Genomic DNA, 18612 nt, shown 5'->3' with positions numbered 1-18612 from the left:
CTATGTATATTTGGAAACGTTATGTATTAACTAAATTTTGGCTATCTCTACTATCTTTAATAGTACTTGCCTTTGTTTTTTATGCCTCAATTCATCATTCTCTACATGCTATCAAAGGAAATACAACCTCATTAGCTTCAGGCGCCTCTTTAAAGCTTTCTATTCTATATTATCTATCTCAAATAGCTCTTAAAGCAGAATTTCTAATTCCTCAACTGGTTGCTGTAGCCACGACGATTACATTATTTTCAATGCAAAACAAACGGGAAGTCCTTCTCCTTCAGGCATCAGGACTCTCATTGAAATCTTTAACAGCTCCTTTAATTCGTTCGAGCTTCATTATCACCTTACTTCTATATGCAAATTTTCAATGGTTGCATCCTATATGTGAGAAAATATCTACAACCAAAGAACATATGGATCGTGGAACACTAGATAAGGCACAAGATAAAGTTCCTGCTCTCTATCTCAAAGATCAAACAGTCTTACTATATTCTTCTATTGAACAAAAAGCTTTAACTCTTAACAAAGTATTTTGGATTAAAAATCCAAAGACAATTTACACAATGGAAAAACTAGCGTTTACAACGCCATCTCTTCCTATTGGTCTTGATGTTATACGTTTTTCAGAAACGGAATCTGGTAGTATGGAGCTCAGTGAGTTTTCAGATATGAAAGAATTTCCTGAGATTGAATTTGGGTTCTATGATAATCCTTTTTCTAAGATTTTCACAGCTGGAGGTAAAAATCGTCTTTCAGAATCTTTCAGAGCCATTCCTTGGAATGCCACAGGATTAGGACTATCAACAACTATCCCTCAGCGCATTTTATCTTTATTATCTACATTTTACTATATGCTGATTTCACCTTTAGCTTGCATATCAGCGATGATTATCTCAGCTTATCTCTGTCTAAGGTTCAGTCGTGTATCTACAGTAACTCTTGCCTATCTTGTTCCCCTAGGCACGATAAACACCTTTTTCGTCTTTTTAAAAGCGGGGATGGTATTATCTAACAGCAGTGTTTTACCGATATTACCTGTAATGTTATTCCCTCTATTCGCCTTAGCGATATTTACGAATTATGCTTATGCTAAGCTTCAGTAATTTCGTTGAGATAATCTGAGAAATCCCATTTCTCTAAATCATAACTAAACAAGGGTTTGAGATTAGACAAGTTCTGTTTATTTTTTCTCAAACAATTGAGAAACTTACTCATTAGTTCTATGTGATTTACAAATATCAAACGGTCTCTAGCTACTAAAGTAGGTGCAAGAACTTTTACCATGAGTAATTTTAGTCTATGCTCATCCCATGATTCTTCTCCGGCAAAGGAAGTAAATCCTGAAATGAATATCGATGCATAATCCAAACCATCTTTAGACATAACTATGAGATTATTTGGATCTATAATTTCTATAAGCTTAAAGACAAGTAGATAGGAAATAATATGCAGAAGTAATAGCTTATCATTTTTAAATAAGATCTTTTTCTTAGAGAAAAAGGTATCTTTTAAAACAGATAAACTGTTGTCTAGAAATTCATGAATTTGCCCTTTAGATATATTAGGAATAGAAAAAAGAGATAAGGAGCCCGATTTATTAAATTCTTCTTTCAATACGGAAAAGAATCCAAAAAATGTTTCTTGCTCTCCGTGTAATCTTTCTATGCTTTTCAGAAGATCCTCGGGTTCTGGAAATGAAAATATGAATGCTCTATCGATTCTATCTAAGCTCTCTTCTATCACACGACTTCTCGCACGATCTTTTCTAGATAAACGATTCTGTATGTTTAAAATGAAGGTAGTCTCTCCTAAATCTGCTTTAGCATTAAGAAATCCTATAAATTCCTCATTACAATTAGCGTACAGTATGGAGCTTTGTGTTATAGGGCTTGGAGATCGTATAACTGTTATAGATTTATCTCCTAATTTCAAAGTTCCTTCTATTCCAGGAAACATACCTAAAATGATAGGATCAAACACTGAGGAACTCGGATCGAGCATTCTGTCTATAGCTTTAAATAACGGCCCATTTGGATACTTAGAAAGCAATCGATATAACTCCTCATATACCTCAGAAACATATTGTCCTGAAGACAGAGGTTTCTTATCCCCTTCTAATTGCAATTTCGTATGTATATGAAAATATAAGTACCGAGCAGCCTCTATAAATACGAGTTTACCTTCAAAGATTCCACTACTTAAGGCAGACATTAACGTATGAGAATGTCGATAATGCATCTGATCGTGAGTATTATTACTCAAAGCCTTCCAGGCATCCCTGAGGAAATAGAGAAAATCATTGAAATAATGGAGATTATCTTTTTTAGGGTTATTAGAAACTACAGTGGCCTCGTATCTAGAAAAGAACAACCCCATAACAGCATTATGAATCTTTTCCGTAGACTCTGTTTCTAAATCACTCAGAGCCTTTTGATAAAATAGCCGTATAGGCATATCATTAGTAAATACTAATGAGGAAGCTAAATTGTGGAGTTCTTCACTATTCCATAAAAGCGTTTTCGTTAAGGGATCGCCCTCATGAGCTGTTTCATGGATTTTTCCTTGCTTACAAATAATCTGAGTAAGCGTATCAGTATAGAAACGCTTATTTTCTTCGTCAGACATGTAGAAAAGTTCGTAAGAACGATCTCGCTTAACCTCTACCAGGTTATTTAAGAAACGCTCTTCTTGATGCATTTCTTCTAATTCTCGTTCTACCAAATCCTCATCTTCTTCCTGTTCTTCCTTGATGATTTTTCGGCTAAGATTTGCTTGTGTCTTACTATAGACCTTACTTAACTCAGAATAGTCATGAACTAAGCTCTGGTACAGTTCTCTCTCACGACTTTCTAAAAACGAAAATACATTCTGGACACCAGCAATAAGGAAATTAGACTCCTGCAATGCCTTATTTGCCTCACTCTTCGGTAAAGCACCTGCTTTCTTGAGATAATCTTCTATATTCTTCAACGCTTGCTTCATTTCATCGACATGATGATCGACAGAAAACATGTCATCAAGTTTAGCGTTCTCTATGAAAGATGATGGAGAACTATAAGAAATCTTTTTTAATTTCTCTAAATGCTCCAATGCTTTTTCAAAATTATAACAAGATCTTCTCATACTTCCCCGTAAAGGAATCAAAAAATTAGATTATTATTCGACAATCGTTTTATTAGTTTATTATAAAAATAATTTAACTATCAATTAATTTTAGAAGACAAATAAAACTATAATTAATAAAACGCTGAACTAAAGAAATTAAAAACAAATAAAAAAATAAATAAATAAAAATGAGAAGAAAACTAGAAAAGAGAAGCTAGAATAAGCTAAAAGATTGGTATCTAAAAAGAAACGGAAGAAGAGGGATTCGAACCCCCGGACCCTTTCAGGTCTCCTGTTTTCAAGACAGGTGCATTAAACCGCTCTGCCATTCTTCCTTAAGAAAATTGCTGTAAAAACCTTAGGTCGTTTTCACAGAAAAGACGGATATCAGAAATTCCATGTTTTAACATGGCCAATCTTTCGATACCCATGCCAACAGCATACCCTGTATAGATTTCAGGATCAACACCGCTGTTGCGCAAAACTTGAGGATGTATCATACCAGCTCCTGCCACTTCCAGCCAACCAGTATGTTTACATAGGGAACATCCTACCCCTTGACATTCGCAAGAAACATCAACTTCTATTCCCGGCTCAACAAAAGGAAAGTAGCTGTGGCGTAAACGCAACTCTATTTTCCTTTCAAAAAACGTATGGTAAAACTCGGTCAACATCTCTGTCAAGTCAGAAAGTGCTACACTATGATCAACATAGAAAGCCTCTACCTGATGAAAAATAACGTGCGAACGTGCCGAAATATCTTCATTACGAAAACACAGGCCAGGAGCCACAACCTTAATAGGAGGTTGCCCTTTACTAAGTTCTCTGACTTGAACATTGGACGTATGTGTGCGTAATACTGTTTTAGTATCTAGATAAAAAGTATCGTGCATTTGTCTAGCAGGATGATCCTCTTCAAAATTCAGTAAAGAAAAGTTGTTTTCTTCACTTTCAATATTCGGAGCCTCCCGAACACAAAATCCTAAATGAACAAAGATATCCACAACATCGTCTAAAACTTTTTTAACAATGTGCTTGCCTCCAGGACAGCATGGTTCTCCCGGTAGTGTAACATCAATTTTTTCTTTAAGAAATTCTGCGGATTCTTCTTCTAGAAGAATAGAGTTACTTTTATCTCGGATTAAATCCTCAATATAAGTTTTGCAGTCATTTATGGAAGCACCCACTAGAGCCTTTTGGTCCGGAGGACACTCCCTTAATTTATCTGCAAAAGAACGAAAAAGACCTTTCTTTCCCAAATAGCGAACCTTTAGGTCGAAAAGATCTTTTGAAGAGTTAACTTGATTTAATTCAGTACAAAATTGTTGCTTTGTAGCCTCAAGCTCCTCTTGAATCGTCATGAGATTGGTTTCCTAAACAGTTGCCTCTAAAGCTTTTTTTGCTTGATTGGCTACCTCTGCAAAACCCATTGGATTATGAATAGCCATTTCGGATAGCATTTTCCTATTTAAATCGATCCCAGCACATTTTAATCCGTTAATTAAACGACTGTAGGATAGACCATTTATTCTAGAGGCCACGTTGAGACGAGCTATCCAAAGACTACGGAAATCGCCTTTACGATCTTTTCTATGCATGTAATTAAATGCCATAGCTCTCATTACAGAGGATCGGCTTTGACGAAAGTGGCCTTTTCTATCTCCCCAAAAACCTTTAGCCTGTTTCAATATGCGCTTACGACGGCGTCTGGAAGCTACTGAACCTGTTGCTCTCACCATAATAAAATCCTTTTATCCTTAAACAAGCATCATTCGCTTATACATTCCTACCTGACCCTTATCTACTAGAGGTTGCTTAGATAGGTTGCGTTTTTCTTGCGAAGATTTTTTTGATAACTTATGCCTCTTCCCTGGGCGAGTTCTTTTTAACTGACCAGAACCTGTCAACTTAAAACGCGCCGCAACGGACTTATTGCTTTTCATCTTGGGCATTGATTTTGTCCTGCTTTTTCTTAGTTTTTACCGTTCCTGGAGCCATTACGCAAATTAAGGAACGGCCATTTAATTTTGGCTCAGATTCTATGAATCCTACGTCTTCGAGACCTTGACTCATCTTTTGCACAACTTTGTGCCCATGTTCTGGGTAAGCAAGTTCACGACCTCGGAACATACATGTAATTTTTACTTTATTTCCTTTTTCAATAAAAGCTCTTGCTTGCTTTAGCTTTGTAGAAAAGTCATTCTCGTCAATATTTGGCTTTAACTTGACTTCTTTAATACGCACTTGATGTTGAGCTTTCTTAGAATCTTTCTCTTTCTTTGTTAGATCATAGCGATACTTGCCGTAATCCATGATTTTACATACGGGTGGCTCGCTATTTGAAGCAACTTCCACAAGATCTAAATCAGCTTCTCTAGCCAAATCTAGGGCATCTTTGGTATTCAGTATGCCTAATTGTTCACCAGAAGAACCTATAAGACGGACCTTAGGAGCTCGTATCTGTCTATTAATTTTTAAATTTAATGCCACACTCTATCCCGATTACTCGTTAACACGATTCTTTAAATGATCAGAGGCCAGTACCTTGCCACGGGAAAAATCTATAGAAATAATCTTCCCCTTATCTAGACAAGAAAGCTAAGATCTTAGAGCATCCTCAAAAGAAAAGCAATTGAAATCCCATTGCCTGGTGCTTTGTCCATCAACTTTTTATCTCTTTATTTAGAAAAATTTAATTTTTTCAAAACTTATCTTTACAATGTTTTTAATAAAAACTGCTCTAGGGGCAAATCTGAAGCCATGATTTTTTGTTGCATTTAAAACTTTCTAAAATATAACCTTAGTGCTTTCTCACTTCGCATCTTTCTATACTAAGTTCTTAATTTGGCAAACTGAAAGTGTATTTTTATAACTAATAAATCATCGTTGTTTTGGTGTCATAATGTCTACGCTGACCCCTGAAAGCTCCTTAGGGTCTTACGTCAAGATTTCTCGTCCCCTCCCCAAACAAAAAATGCGGGAGATTGTGCTGCAGATGCTTTATGCCTTAGGTATAGATCCCACATCTGAAGAAAGTCTTGTTCCTCTTTTAATGTCTGAAACTGCTGTGACTCAAAAACACGCTTTCTCAGCTTTAAGTTTTTCAAAAGAAATCCTTGCAAAGTCTCCTGAATTGGATTTATTAATTGCTCAAACAGTTAAAAACACTTCTTTTGAGAAATTGACTTTGATGGAGAAAAATGTTTTACGTTTAATGCTTTTCGAGCATTTCTACGGTCAACCTGTAAATACTGCTATTTTAATCGCTGAAGCCACGAGGCTAGTGAAAAAATTCAGCTATATTGAGGCTTGTACTTTTATTCACGCAGTTTTAAATGATATTTTTCGTTTATCTATACCGGAAACACATCCAGAAACTTCACTAGTATGTTGTTAGACCTAACTATATCTTAAACTTACCTGGAATCCTAAACGTGAAAGAATCTACTGTCATCCATTTTCCTTTCTCAGTTCGTCGTAGTGTTTGGTTAAGTAAGTATTCTACATTTCGTATCGGAGGTCCTGCGAATTACTTTAAAGAGATTCATTCAGCAAGTGAGGCGCAGCAAGTTATTCAATTTTTGCATAGTCAAAACCATCCCTTCATTATTGTGGGCAAAGGTTCTAATTGCTTATTCGACGATCAAGGATTTGATGGTTTCGTCTTATATAATAGTATTCAAGGAAAGGAATTTCTCTCAGAGACCGCTATTAAAGTATATTCAGGGATGTCTTTTTCTTTTCTAGGTAAAACCCTTTCTACATCAGGATATTCGGGATTAGAATTTGCCGTAGGTATTCCTGGATCTGTTGGCGGTGCGGTATTTATGAATGCTGGTATTGGCAATCAAGATACAGCCTCAGTAATTGAAAGTGTCGAAGTGATTAATTCTAATGGAGAAATCATTTCATACCAAAAGGAAGAATTAGAATTCGGTTATCGAAAATCACGTTTTCAAAATCATAACGAATTTATCTTATCTGCAACCTTCCGTATATCAAAAGATATTTCATCTGCACAGATAGCTAAAGATCTACTTCAAAATAGACTACTCTCTCAACCTTACCAACAACCTTCTGCGGGCTGTATTTTCCGTAATCCTCCAGGAAATTCTGCTGGTAAACTGATAGATGAAGCAGGTTTAAAAGGCCTTTCTTTAGGAGGAGCGCAAATATCTCCGAAGCATGCAAATTTTATCGTGAATACGGGGAGAGCCACTTCTTACGAAGTCAAGGAGCTTATCCAGATGGTTCGAGATAAATTAAAATCTCAGGGAATTAGCTTAGAAGAAGAAATCCGTATTATTCCCTATCGTCTACCTTAAGAGAACGAAAAATTAAGAGTCTTGGAGCTTTATTTCTATTCATAATATAGAAAGATCCTACTTCCCACAATTTAGAATCTAATCCACTCGCGAGTCTCTCAACAGATACCATCTCATTTGCTCCCTCTTCATGACCCGGATAACATACGACAGTAATCACACCTTGAGGAGCCACTAAATCGAGAGCTTTTTGAACACTGATAAGAGTTGTTGTCTCTAGGGTAGTAAGACTCTTATTACCATTTGGAAGATAACCTAAATTATAATGAAATAACTTAGCACCTGCTTCATTGATATACTCATGAGACATTTCTTTAAATTCTATAATAGATCTTTCTAAAGGAGAAAGAGAACTGGAACACAAAAGAGAAGCCTTATCTAAAGCTTCCCTTTGGACATCATAGGCTACAAGCTTTCCTTTCCCTTTTAGTAGTCTAGCTAAGATCAAACAATCTTTTCCATTACCGCAAGTAGCATCAACAACAGTATCTCCAGGAGTAAGAACCTCTTGAAAAATTTCGTGAGATAATCGAACAACATTTCCTTGAAGTAATCCTATTCCTCTAAACATCAATAAGCCTATTGCAAAGATACTCTTTTCTCGATAACATTATGCCCAACTTCGGGGTATTAGCTCAGTTGGTTAGAGCGTCACGTTGACATCGTGAAGGTCAGCTGTTCAAGTCAGCTATATCCCAACTTTCCTTACAAATTCAGTATAAAAGATTTCCTGACCCTTAGATCTCCACAATCTTTCAAACCAAGAATCTCCGTAGTTATCTAATACCTTGCAATAGTAAGGATCTTCCATCGTAGGAAGTAAATGCTGTCTGATGATCTTGATAGCTTCAAGAAGATAGTTTTTATCGTCTGTAGCAAGAACTAAGATTCCAGAATCTCTCAACACCCTAACAATATCATTCATGAACTCATCTTGAAATAAACGGTGTTTACGATGACGAGATTTAGGCCATGGATCAGGGAAGTTAACAACTATACGCTGTACAATCTCATTTTTAAGATAGTAACGAAAAAATGTTTGTGCTTCTCCGCAGACGATCCGCAAATTATTGACCTGAAAATTATGCATTTTCGACCAGATTTTCCTCACTCGATCAAAACGTCTTTCAACAGCTATCCAATTCATATGTGGCATATTTCGAGCTTGAGAAATTACCCAATCACCATTTCCTGAGCAAAGCTCACACGAAATAGGATTGTCATTCTTAAAAAGCTCCTCCCACGATGGCATAATGAATTGATCATGTTTAAAATAGTGATCGGGAATATAGAGGACACCGTCCTTGATTTTGGTACTACGTTCTTCCCAAAAAAAAGGAACCTTTAAATCTTGAGGTTTCATTTAGAAATAATAATAAGAACTTCTGTCTCAAGAAATTATAAAAGCTATCTTAGTTTTCTCTAAGGATTTTCTTTTCAAGAAAAAAGGATCGAAAATGGTTTTTTAAATAAAAAAAACGACTTTCAGAGGTTGCTGAAAGTCGCTAAGACATCTAAAAAACTATTTTAAATAGAAATTACCAGTTCAAATTTGCTGAAGTTTGGTATTCCGTTACACGAGTCTCAAAAAAGTTTTTCTCTTTATTAAGATCAATAGTCTCACTCATCCAAGGGAATGGATTCTTAGAGTTATAAATAGGTTTCAAACCAATTCTTTCTAAACGGCGATCGGCAATATGACGAACGTAATCAATGAACATTGAGGATTTCAATCCTAGAATACCCCGTGGCAAGCAATCTCTAGCGTATTCGATTTCTAGATCTACTGCTTGCTGAATAAGAGCTACAATTTCATCTTGAAGCTCTTGTGACCATACCTCAGGATTCTCTTCTTTAATACCGTTGATAAGATCAATACCAAAATTCAAATGAATAGTTTCATCTCTTAAGATGTACTGATATTGTTCTCCTATTCCTGTCATTTTGTTTTGGCGATGGAAAGAAAGAATCATCACAAAACCACTATAGAAGAAAATACCTTCCATAATGATATAATAGCCCACTAAATTCTTAATAAACTGACGCAATCCCTCTATAGAATCTGTCGAGAAGTTCGGATCTAAAACATCCCCCGTTAAGGTCATTTGGAAATCATCCTTAGCCTTAATAGTTGCGCGTTCGTTATAGGCATTGAAAACTTCTGCTTCATCCAATCCCAAAGACTCACAAATATAAAGAAAAGTATGTGTATGCACAGCCTCTTCAAATGCCTGTCTCAATAAATATTGACGTGCTTCAGGATTTGTAATGTGCTTGAAAATAGCCAATACAATATTGTTCCCCACTAAACTTTCCGCAGTACTGAAAAAGCCTAGATTCAAGAGAATTACTCGACGCTCATCTTCAGAAAGATCATTAGATTTCCATAGGGCGATATCACGAGCCATGGGGACTTCTGTCGGCAGCCAGTTATTCGCACATCCGTTTAAGTAATGTTCCCATGCCCATTTATACTTAATTGGGACTAACTGATTCACATCTACCTGATTACAGTTAACCAGGCGTTTACTATTTAATTGGACGCGTTTTGATTTACCGTCTAAAATATCTGCTTCCATTATTTCCATCCTTCTCTTTTGTATTACTGACAAGATTCACAACCTTCTTCGAGAGAACAGACGGGTGTTTCCTTAGTTCTTTCTACGACAATGCTCGTAGAAGCTGACTTATTCTTCATCCATCGAGGTTGAATTCCTCGTTTATTGATATCAGTAAACGATTTCTCTACAGAGGTAGCTGCTGAGGACCTTAAGTAATACGTGGTTTTCAGTCCTTTTTTCCATGCTGTGAGATACATAGCAGAAAGTTTTTTACCGTTAGGTTCTGATAGATATAGATTGAGAGATTGCCCCATATCTAACCATTTCTGTCTTCTAGAAGCACATTCGATTATCCATTCGGGTTCAATTTCAAACGCTGTGAGGAAGATTTTTTTCAAACTATCAGGAATGCGTTCGATCTCTAACAAGGATCCATCAAAATATTTCAAATCATCCAACATATCAGTATCCCACAATCCTAATTTCTTAAGCTCCTCAATTAGATACACATTAGGAATCGTAAATTCTCCAGAAAGATTAGATTTTACAAATAAATGCTTGTATGTGGGTTCTATTGATTGAGTGACTCCAATAATATTAGAAATAGTTGCTGTTGGGGCAATTGCCATAGTATGGCTATTTCTCATACCATAAGATTTGATAGCTTCACGAACAGGTGTCCAGTCCTTGCGACACGAGGTGTCCACAAGAACATTTTCTTCTCCGCGGTATTCTTTTAATAACTCTACGGTATCTAATGGTAAATAGCCTCGATCCCATTTAGATCCTTTATAAGAGCTGTATGTCCCCCGCTCTTTGGCTAATAAACTGGAGGATAATATTGCATAATATGCAATCAATTCTGAACTTTTATCAGCAAATTCTACAGCTTCTTGAGACGCGTAGCTAATATTAAGTTTATAAAGAGCATCCTGGAAGCCCATTAATCCCAACCCTACGGCTCTATGAGATAAATTTGCGTTAGCTGCTTCTTGAGTTGGATAAAAGTTAAGATCAATGATGTTATCTAAAATACGAATAGCTATTGAGATGGTTTCTCCAAGTTTCTTTTCATTGATATCTCCATCTTCAATATGCTCTACTAAGTTTACAGAACCTAGGTTACAAACTGCTGTTTCATTTTTTGAGGAATTTAATAAAATTTCCGTACACAAATTTGAACAACGAACAACTCCAACATGATCTTGCACAGCACGGATATTAGAAGGATCTTTAAATGTTAACCAAGGATGCCCAGTTTCATAAAGCATACTCAGCATCTTACGCCATAAATCTTCAGCGGGAATTTTTTTGTATAATTTAATTTCTCCCGTATCCACTTTTCTTTCATATTCTTCATAAAGCTTATCAAATTCAAAACCGTAAGCCTCATGCAATCCAGGGACATCATCGGGACTAAATAGTGTCCAGGTGCTCTTCTGTTCTAAACGTTTGAAAAATAAATCAGGAATCCAGCTGGCAGTATTGATATCGTGGGTACGTCGACGTTCATCACCAGTATTTTTTCTTAATTCTAAGAAATCTTCATAATCTAGATGCCAAATTTCTAAATATACGCACATGGCTCCTTTACGTTTGCCACCTTGATTCACAGCAATTGCTGTATCATTGGCTACTTTGATGAAGGGAATGACGCCTTGGCTTTTCCCATTGGTTCCCTTAATCAAAGAACCCGTAGCACGCACTCCTGTCCAGTCATTGCCAATACCTCCTGCCCATTTAGAAAGCATAGCGTTATCTGCAATAACTTTGTAAATGTGCGCCAGATCATCCTGTACGGTAGATAAATAACAAGAACTTAGTTGCGAATGACGCATTCCAGAATTAAATAGCGTGGGTGTTGCTGGTGTATAGCGGAATGTAGACAGTAGATTATAAAAAGTAATCGCCCATGAAGTCTTATCTTCACCTTCATTCAATGCAAGCCCCATAGAAACACGCATCCAAAAAATCTGTGCTGTTTCTAATCTGCGTCCTTCATGCTGATTGAAATAACGATCGTAGAGATTTTGTACTCCCATATAAGAGAATTGACGATCTCTAGATATATCCAAAGCCTCAGCAAGTGCATCAAGATCATACTCTTTTAAACGAGGATTTAACCGATACTTTTCCCCATTTAGAATATAATTTTTAAAACATTCCTTTTGCGCTTCAGAGAGACTTGAGTCCGTAGCACTTTTCCCCATTGTTTCTTGATAAACAACATCCGTAAGCAATTCTGCAGCTACGTAGGCATAGTCTGGCTCTTTTTCTATATTAGCTCGTGCTGCCATGATGCAGGCCAAAACAATTTCTGATTCTTTAATTCCAGAATAGAAATTTGCAAATGCCATAGAGGCAAGTGTATGAGGATTAGTTGTTTCAGGAAATCTCTGACATGCCCAAACAAATTTATTAGTTAATTGAGCTTTATTTATTTGGTAAGTAGTTCCATCACTTCTGACAACATCATAAACTTCTTCAATGCTTTCTTCTTGCGCAGCTAGATCCTGTTTATTTTCACGAATTCTAGAACGTGCTTCTCGATATAAAATATAATTTTTTGCGACATCATAATAACCAACTACCATTAATTGTTTTTCGACAATGTCTTGTATAGCTTCTATATCGATAGTGTGTTCTGGAGAACAAACTGCTAAAATTTCTTCGACGATTTTATTGGTTAGCTCATTTATCTCAGAAAGAATCTCTTGAAGAGGAATATCAGTAATTTTTTGTGTAGCTCTAAAAGCTTTTTCTAAAGCTGCTGAAATTTTCATAGGATTGAATCTTACAGCATTTCCATCCCTACGTATCACGGAAATACAGTGCCAAGATCCCTCACGTTGCTCTTTATGTTGATCTCTATAAATAATATAATCCCTAGCAACATCTTGTAAGCCATTTACATATAACTGGTTCTCTACCATATCTTGAATACGTTCAACGGTAACAACCTGGCCTTCTCTAATCTTTTGAACTACCTCATTAACAACTCGATGAGTGATATCCGAAATAGAATTTTCTAAATCTTCAGGTAAAGGAGAGGTATTTTCTAAACTACGTGTATCACGAAAAGCAGCTTCTAAAGCTTGGGATATTCGATCCTGGTTAAAGGGAACAAACATGCCATTACGTTTTACAATAGTATAATGTTTCTCTTTTACCTCGACCATAGTCATCCCCTAACAGCTGTATTTTCGATTCAAATAAGTATTTGTAAGCAATAACGGAATTCGACTAACCACTTAGGAAAAAATCAGGGGATCTCTCGCAGTTGAAGATCAAAAAACTTAGAGAAAACTCTCCCCTTCCTAGAAGGCGTTTCTTCTAGAAAACCCAATATGTAGTGAAACATTATGCGCTTGTATACCATATATAGGAATAGACGACGTTTCGTGCAATTGAAAAGTACTCTCATTCTCCGGAAAAAAATATGCTTCTGAGGAGCATTTTTTAACTTAGATATGGAATGATCTTTTCGGCAAAAACTTGTTGATTTTAGATGAATATATTATGCTAAGACCGTAACGAACTTCCGGAATTTTCATGGCAGAATTGGAACCAGAGATCCGAGGCAAACGTCGTGTAGTAACTCCTAATGCTATCACAGCTTTTGGCCTCTGTTGTGGACTTTTCATTATTTTTAAGAGCGTGTTAAAGACGTCGTCGTCCGTAGAGCTATTACATCGTCTACAAGGGCTTTCGCTTTTATTAATTAGTGCAATGATTGCAGATTTTTCTGACGGTGCTATTGCACGCATTATGAAAGCAGAAAGTGCTTTTGGTGCACAATTTGACTCCCTCTCTGACGCTGTGACATTCGGCATAGCACCTCCGCTCATTGCGATTAAAAGCCTTGATGGCGTGTATGCTGGAGGATTTTTTTCCTCTCTTCTTCTCGTAACTTCTATTATTTACTCTCTATGTGGCGTCTTAAGATTAGTTCGTTATAATTTATTTTCTAAAAAACCCGCAGATACGACGCGACATTCGTGTTTTATTGGTTTACCTATTCCCGCAGCAGCAGCTTGCGTAGTCTCTTTAGCTTTACTTATAGCTTCTGATTTTTCAACGGTATTACCGGTACAAGTACGTGTTATTTTGATTTCTTTAGGGTTGCTTTTTATCGGAAGTTTAATGATCTCTCCATGGAAGTTTCCTGGAATCAAAAACCTACGCTTTAAGGTGTCCTCTTTTTTACTTGTCGTCACTACGGGATTAGTAGCGTGTTTATTCTTCCTAGGTCTTGTTGATCACTTTACTGAAGTATTTTTCTTAGTTTCTTGGTTATATGTTTTAGTAGTTTTCCCCATTTTTGCGATCACATATCAAGGAAAGAAGAAACGTCAATGATGGATTCTATCACGCCTATCACTATTGCTCTTGTGGCCTTCGGCTTAGGGATTTCTTTATCTTCTCTTTACTATCGCAAAAGAGAATCTTCTCAGATTACATTGAGGAGAAATTTAGAGCATGAAAATGAGCTTCTGAAAAATTCTTTAGAACTATCGCGTCGTCAAGAACAACTCATGGAAGAGTTTAGCAATAAACTCGCGGTTTCTTCACAATCTCTTATCAAAGAAATGAAAGAAGAAACGCAAAGCTACTTTTCTGAAAAGTCTAAAACCATTGAGTCTATATTAACTCCTGTTCAAGCTACGTTGACAGCTTTTAAGCAAAACTTAGAAACTTTTGAAACTAAGCATGCTGAAGATCGCGGTTCCTTAAAAGAGCAAATTACCCATCTTCTCGCTGCGGAGAAAAAGCTTGAGAAAGAAACACAAGCTCTTACAGACATCTTAAAACATCCGGGATCACGTGGTCGCTGGGGAGAAATTCAATTAGAAAGAATTCTAGAACTTTCTGGAATGTTGAAATATTGCGATTACGAAACTCAGGCTACTGATGCCCAAGGTTCAGCACGTGCTGATATGATTATTCGTCTTCCTCACGAGCGTTGTTTGATTATTGATTCGAAAGCTCCATTTTCAGAAACGTATTTCTCTCAAGATACTTCTGATAAATCCGATCTTGTAGGAAAGATAAAAGATCATATCAAAACTCTAAAATCAAAAAGCTATTGGGAAAAATTTCATTATTCCCCCGAATTTGTGATTCTTTTTCTTCCTGGAGAGAGTATTTTTAATGATGCTCTGCGTATTGCTCCTGAACTTATCGATGTTGCAGCAACCTCTAATGTCATTTTATCAGGGCCTTTAACACTATTGGCATTACTAAAGACTGTTGCCCATATGTGGAAACAAGAAAATCTACAAAAACAAATTCAGGAAATAGGTCAACTAGGAAAAGAGTTGCACCATCGTCTACACATAGTCTTCAATCATTTTCATAAGATTGGGAAAAACCTTAATAATGCTGTGCAAAGTTACAACGATATGTCTTCTAGTTTGCAACATCGCGTATTACCAACATTAAGGAAGTTTGAAGATCTAGAAGTGTCTTCTTCTGTCCATAAGGTAGAAGACCCATCCCCTATTGATAATCCTGCAACCTCTTTATTGCCAAGTTATGAAGAGAAGGAACTTCCCGTAGAAGATTCCTTATTACAAGAAGATAAACTCTAATATCTTATAAAGCTGACTTGATTGGCAACTCTTGATCGAAATTCGTTGCATTGTCCTCAAGCATTTCTTTTCCAGCGAAGGAAATGAATGTTGTTTTACTCATAGGATCTTTTAAGTATTTCTTCATAACAGAACAGATATGTTCTTTCGTTATATTAAGAACAGCTCTACGAAATGCCTGACGTAAAGCAGGGACTCTTCCACAGCGTAATCTGTAATATCCTGTAGATGCACGACTTCCAGGAGCTATTGGCGAATCTAAATTTTGGATAACTCCCAAGACTCCTTCATGAATATCTTCATTTGAGAAATTTCCCTTAGAAATTTCATCAATACCATGAAGAAATGCCTGATGTGTATCGAAAATTGCTGGATCACGATAACTATAACAATAAAATGCTCCCCTACCAAGGTTTACAGCAGCTCCTGACCCATACGCTCCACCTTGTTCACGGATTTTTGTATGTAAGACAGTATTATCAAGGATCTCAGCAGCTACAGTAAGTGCTGCAGCATCCGGATGATCATAAGGTAAATCTCCAATGGGGAAAGCTAAAGCATTAAAGGCTGCACGCGCCGGAATATATAATCCTTGTGATGCTAGAGAGATATCTATGGAAGGATTTGTCCACGGCTCATGCGATTGACCTTCTATATCTAAAATTCCATAGAAATTATTCTCATGTAAATGTTGATAATTTGCACTGCTACCACTCAGGATTAGCTGTCGCTTTCCAAAGAAACATTTTTTATATAAAGATTGTAAAATACCGACAACGCTATCCACTTCCTTATCAAAATTGCTCGTTAAACTACGAATTTTATCTACATAAGGTAATCCTGAAGCTAAATAGGACATAGTTGCTGATATGGATTTATCCATACAAGCCATGCTTACAGCATAACCCATAGGACTATTACGCACGCTATTTGTCAATGCTTCATTATGCTGCATAAGCAGCTCTTTAATTCTAGCTACATCTGTAAAATCGACACTTGTTAATGTATCTCCCATAACTTGAAAAAGCTTATCAGCTTTGGATGCTAAAGCTTTTCCTCGGATCCCTACTGAAGGTGATAACAAAGCATTTTTATTGGCATGTGGAGAAAATTCATAGGAAACATCCACGCCTCCCGTATGTTCTAGGAGAAACTCTAATTGCTCTTTATAAGATCTCCCTGCGCATCCTAATTGTAACATTAGAAAAACAAGTAAACGTAACCAGGGCAATTCTTCAGCAGACAGAGGAGGAAGATCCATAACCAACTCTGCAAAAATTAAATCATTGGTGAAGCAATCGTGATGAAGAACCTCTCCATGAGAGATATTTTCCTTAACAAGATTGTATTCTTTTCCTGAATTAGGAACTTTATCCAAAGAAAAATTGGGAAGAATTTTGTCCAGATCTTCATGCTGTGCTTGATATTCTTCTAAAACTTTAGAAGTCTGGCGTATTTTTTCTACATCTTCTGGTGAGAGCTTCTCCTGGATTTCTTTAAGGAGAGATTGCTCTTCTTGATTTTCAATAGAAATCAAGTCAGAATCGGGCAGCAGGATTACGCGAGCAAAATGTGGATTATCTAAGAAATACTTCCTGATAAGCTTTGGAAGATAGTCTGGTTGTTTTAATTTTTCTCGAAGATCTGCAAATAAACTATGGATTCTTAATCCATCTTCAGCATGACCTCCATGCTGTCGTAATAGTCCTGAACGGAAAAATAATGATAATCCGTATGGTAGCGAGTAACCAGCAATTTCCTTTCTAGCCAATTCTAATTGATGTACCGCAGCTTCAACAAGATTATTAGGAATCCCTTCTCTTATAATCTCTTCTAGACAAGCGAAAATCCAGGATTCTAATTTCTGAGCACCTCCATGAGAGCATCCCTTACAAACAATAGTAATAGGAATTTCACGAATCTCGCTATCGATTCCCATATCAGCTTGCTTACAAAATCCTGATTTTAATAATCGAGATTTCAAAGGAGCGGCATCTGTACCCATAAGGACAACATCAAGAACATGTAAAGCTAACAGTTCTTGCTGATCCAATATAGAACATGTCAACCATGACAAGCCAAAAAGCACCTTATCTTCATCTTGACTATCCGAAGGATATTTAAGGATATTTCTAACAGGCTCTTTAAATCTCTTCTGAAGAGGAACCGAAACCGTTTGTTTTTCTAATTTACCTACATGACGAAGGAGTTTCTCTTCGAGGAAATCTAAATGTCTAGAAGGCTTAATATTTCCATAAAAATAAAATAGGCAACGCCCAAGAGTATATTGGCTTTGATGGAATGCTACTATACTTTCATGAGAGAGTGTAAGGATATCCTTAGGCTCACCCCCTGAGTTTACTCCATAAGTAACTGAAGGGAATAGGGCCGCATTTAACGCTTCCGACAATCGAGATTCTCCCGTCATCATCGCGCCTTTCATCTCATTGAAAACCACACCAGTATAAGTTAAGGCATTTTCTGGATTTAATTCGTATCTCCAGCCTTCTTGTAAAAAGCTATTTTCTGTAAGTAGAGGATGGAAAACAGCGTCTATATACACACTAAGTAAATTATAGAAATCTTCAGGAATTTGTGATGCTGCAGGATAACAAGTGAAGTCAGCTCCTGTGAAAGCATTCATAAACGTATTTAAACTACGTCGTGTCATAGAGAAGAATGGATCACGCACTGGATAATTATCAGAACCACAGAGAACCATGTGTTCTAAAACGTGGGCCACACCATTAGAAGTTTGTGGGCAGGTTCTAAAGCAGATATTAAAAACATTTTCATCGTCATTATTGATAATCATCATAATAGAAACGCCTGAGGGTTTATGTTCCACCTCGAGCAATTTACTTTCTATCTCAGGGAGATCCTGGCTTAATTTAACGATGAAATTTCTATATGTATCTCCAGCTTTCATACTCTGTCCAAATCCCTAATGTGCTACATTAGGTGTTCTCCATCATTTTTTAAATCTATAGTGTTAATTACACTATAATGTTCTTACTTTTCAGCAAA

15 protein-coding genes and 2 tRNA genes are annotated in these 18612 nt (G+C 36.6%); 6 read left to right on the top strand and 11 right to left on the bottom strand.

Going from position 1 to position 18612, the window contains the following annotated elements; all coding sequences use genetic code 11:
- The first annotated feature begins 2 nt into the window (after positions 1-2).
- Complete coding sequence (locus tag O6937_RS04510; RefSeq protein ID WP_332390465.1) at positions 3-1106, top strand: LptF/LptG family permease; 1104 nt, start codon at positions 3-5, stop codon at positions 1104-1106.
- Here O6937_RS04510 and O6937_RS04505 read toward each other — a convergent pair.
- The 6 genes from O6937_RS04505 to infC form a co-directional block, all read right to left on the bottom strand.
- Positions 1093-3126 carry a calcium-binding protein gene (locus tag O6937_RS04505; RefSeq protein WP_332390464.1) on the bottom strand — a complete coding sequence of 678 codons (2034 nt, stop codon included), beginning with the start codon at positions 3124-3126 and terminating at the stop codon, positions 1093-1095. The two genes, O6937_RS04510 and O6937_RS04505, sit on opposite strands and share 14 nt — an antisense overlap.
- Positions 3127-3358: 232 nt before the next feature.
- Positions 3359-3443, bottom strand: a tRNA-Ser gene (locus tag O6937_RS04500).
- Entirely contained in the window at positions 3444-4469 is a 1026-nt protein-coding gene (gene pheS / locus O6937_RS04495; protein ID WP_332390463.1) for a phenylalanine--tRNA ligase subunit alpha, read from the bottom strand. It abuts the tRNA gene before it with no gap.
- A 12-nt stretch (positions 4470-4481) separates the two neighbouring features.
- Entirely contained in the window at positions 4482-4847 is a 366-nt protein-coding gene (gene rplT / locus O6937_RS04490) for a 50S ribosomal protein L20 (protein WP_332390462.1), read from the bottom strand.
- A gap of 18 nt (positions 4848-4865) precedes the next feature.
- Positions 4866-5060 (bottom strand): 50S ribosomal protein L35, encoded by a 195-nt coding sequence (gene rpmI / locus O6937_RS04485; RefSeq protein WP_011006725.1) that lies wholly within the window; start codon positions 5058-5060, stop codon positions 4866-4868.
- The gene (gene infC / locus O6937_RS04480; RefSeq protein ID WP_332381646.1) at positions 5038-5598 is read right to left on the bottom strand and encodes a translation initiation factor IF-3; all 561 of its coding nucleotides are present in this window, start codon (positions 5596-5598) and stop codon (positions 5038-5040) included. Before infC ends, rpmI begins: the two co-directional genes overlap by 23 nt.
- 412 nt (positions 5599-6010) lie before the next feature.
- Here infC and nusB point away from each other — a divergent pair, with 412 nt between their 5' ends.
- Positions 6011-6505 (top strand): transcription antitermination factor NusB, encoded by a 495-nt coding sequence (gene nusB / locus O6937_RS04475; RefSeq protein ID WP_332390461.1) that lies wholly within the window; start codon positions 6011-6013, stop codon positions 6503-6505.
- A gap of 37 nt (positions 6506-6542) precedes the next feature.
- Positions 6543-7433: a UDP-N-acetylmuramate dehydrogenase gene (gene murB / locus O6937_RS04470; RefSeq protein ID WP_332390460.1), complete on the top strand. Its 891-nt coding sequence runs from the start codon at positions 6543-6545 to the stop codon at positions 7431-7433.
- Here murB and O6937_RS04465 read toward each other — a convergent pair.
- Entirely contained in the window at positions 7411-8004 is a 594-nt protein-coding gene (locus O6937_RS04465; protein WP_332390459.1) for a class I SAM-dependent methyltransferase, read from the bottom strand. The two genes, murB and O6937_RS04465, sit on opposite strands and share 23 nt — an antisense overlap.
- Before the next feature lie 53 nt (positions 8005-8057).
- Between O6937_RS04465 and O6937_RS04460 the strand changes: the two genes are divergently transcribed.
- Positions 8058-8131, top strand: a tRNA-Val gene (locus O6937_RS04460).
- Here the strand turns inward: O6937_RS04460 and trmB are convergent.
- The 3 genes from trmB to O6937_RS04445 all read right to left on the bottom strand — a co-directional run bounded on the left by trmB (position 8122) and on the right by O6937_RS04445 (position 13173).
- Positions 8122-8796, bottom strand: a complete 675-nt coding sequence (trmB, locus tag O6937_RS04455) for a tRNA (guanosine(46)-N7)-methyltransferase TrmB (protein WP_332390458.1) — start codon at positions 8794-8796, stop codon at positions 8122-8124. The genes O6937_RS04460 and trmB overlap by 10 nt on opposite strands.
- 175 nt (positions 8797-8971) lie before the next feature.
- Positions 8972-10012: a ribonucleotide-diphosphate reductase subunit beta gene (locus tag O6937_RS04450; RefSeq protein WP_332390457.1), complete on the bottom strand. Its 1041-nt coding sequence runs from the start codon at positions 10010-10012 to the stop codon at positions 8972-8974.
- Between the two features lie 23 nt (positions 10013-10035).
- Positions 10036-13173 (bottom strand): ribonucleoside-diphosphate reductase subunit alpha, encoded by a 3138-nt coding sequence (locus O6937_RS04445; RefSeq protein ID WP_332390456.1) that lies wholly within the window; start codon positions 13171-13173, stop codon positions 10036-10038.
- A 373-nt stretch (positions 13174-13546) separates the two neighbouring features.
- On the opposite strand from O6937_RS04445, the gene O6937_RS04440 reads away from it, so the two are divergent.
- Both O6937_RS04440 and rmuC read left to right on the top strand, forming a co-directional pair.
- Positions 13547-14353, top strand: a complete 807-nt coding sequence (locus O6937_RS04440; protein ID WP_332390455.1) for a CDP-alcohol phosphatidyltransferase family protein — start codon at positions 13547-13549, stop codon at positions 14351-14353.
- Positions 14350-15585, top strand: coding sequence for a DNA recombination protein RmuC (gene rmuC / locus O6937_RS04435; protein ID WP_332390454.1), 1236 nt, complete (start codon positions 14350-14352; stop codon positions 15583-15585). The genes O6937_RS04440 and rmuC overlap by 4 nt, the downstream gene beginning before the upstream one ends.
- Positions 15586-15589: 4 nt before the next feature.
- Here rmuC and O6937_RS04430 read toward each other — a convergent pair whose 3' ends face one another.
- A complete protein-coding gene (locus O6937_RS04430) occupies positions 15590-18514 on the bottom strand; it encodes an insulinase family protein (RefSeq protein ID WP_332390453.1) in 2925 nt (974 codons plus the stop codon).
- Positions 18515-18612: the final 98 nt, after the last annotated feature.

It is taken from the genome of Chlamydia sp. 04-14, from assembly GCF_036632095.1.
GTDB lineage: Bacteria > Chlamydiota > Chlamydiia > Chlamydiales > Chlamydiaceae > Chlamydia.
Note: the sequence above shows the minus strand (reverse complement) of the source record. Positions and strands in the feature narration are given on the sequence as shown.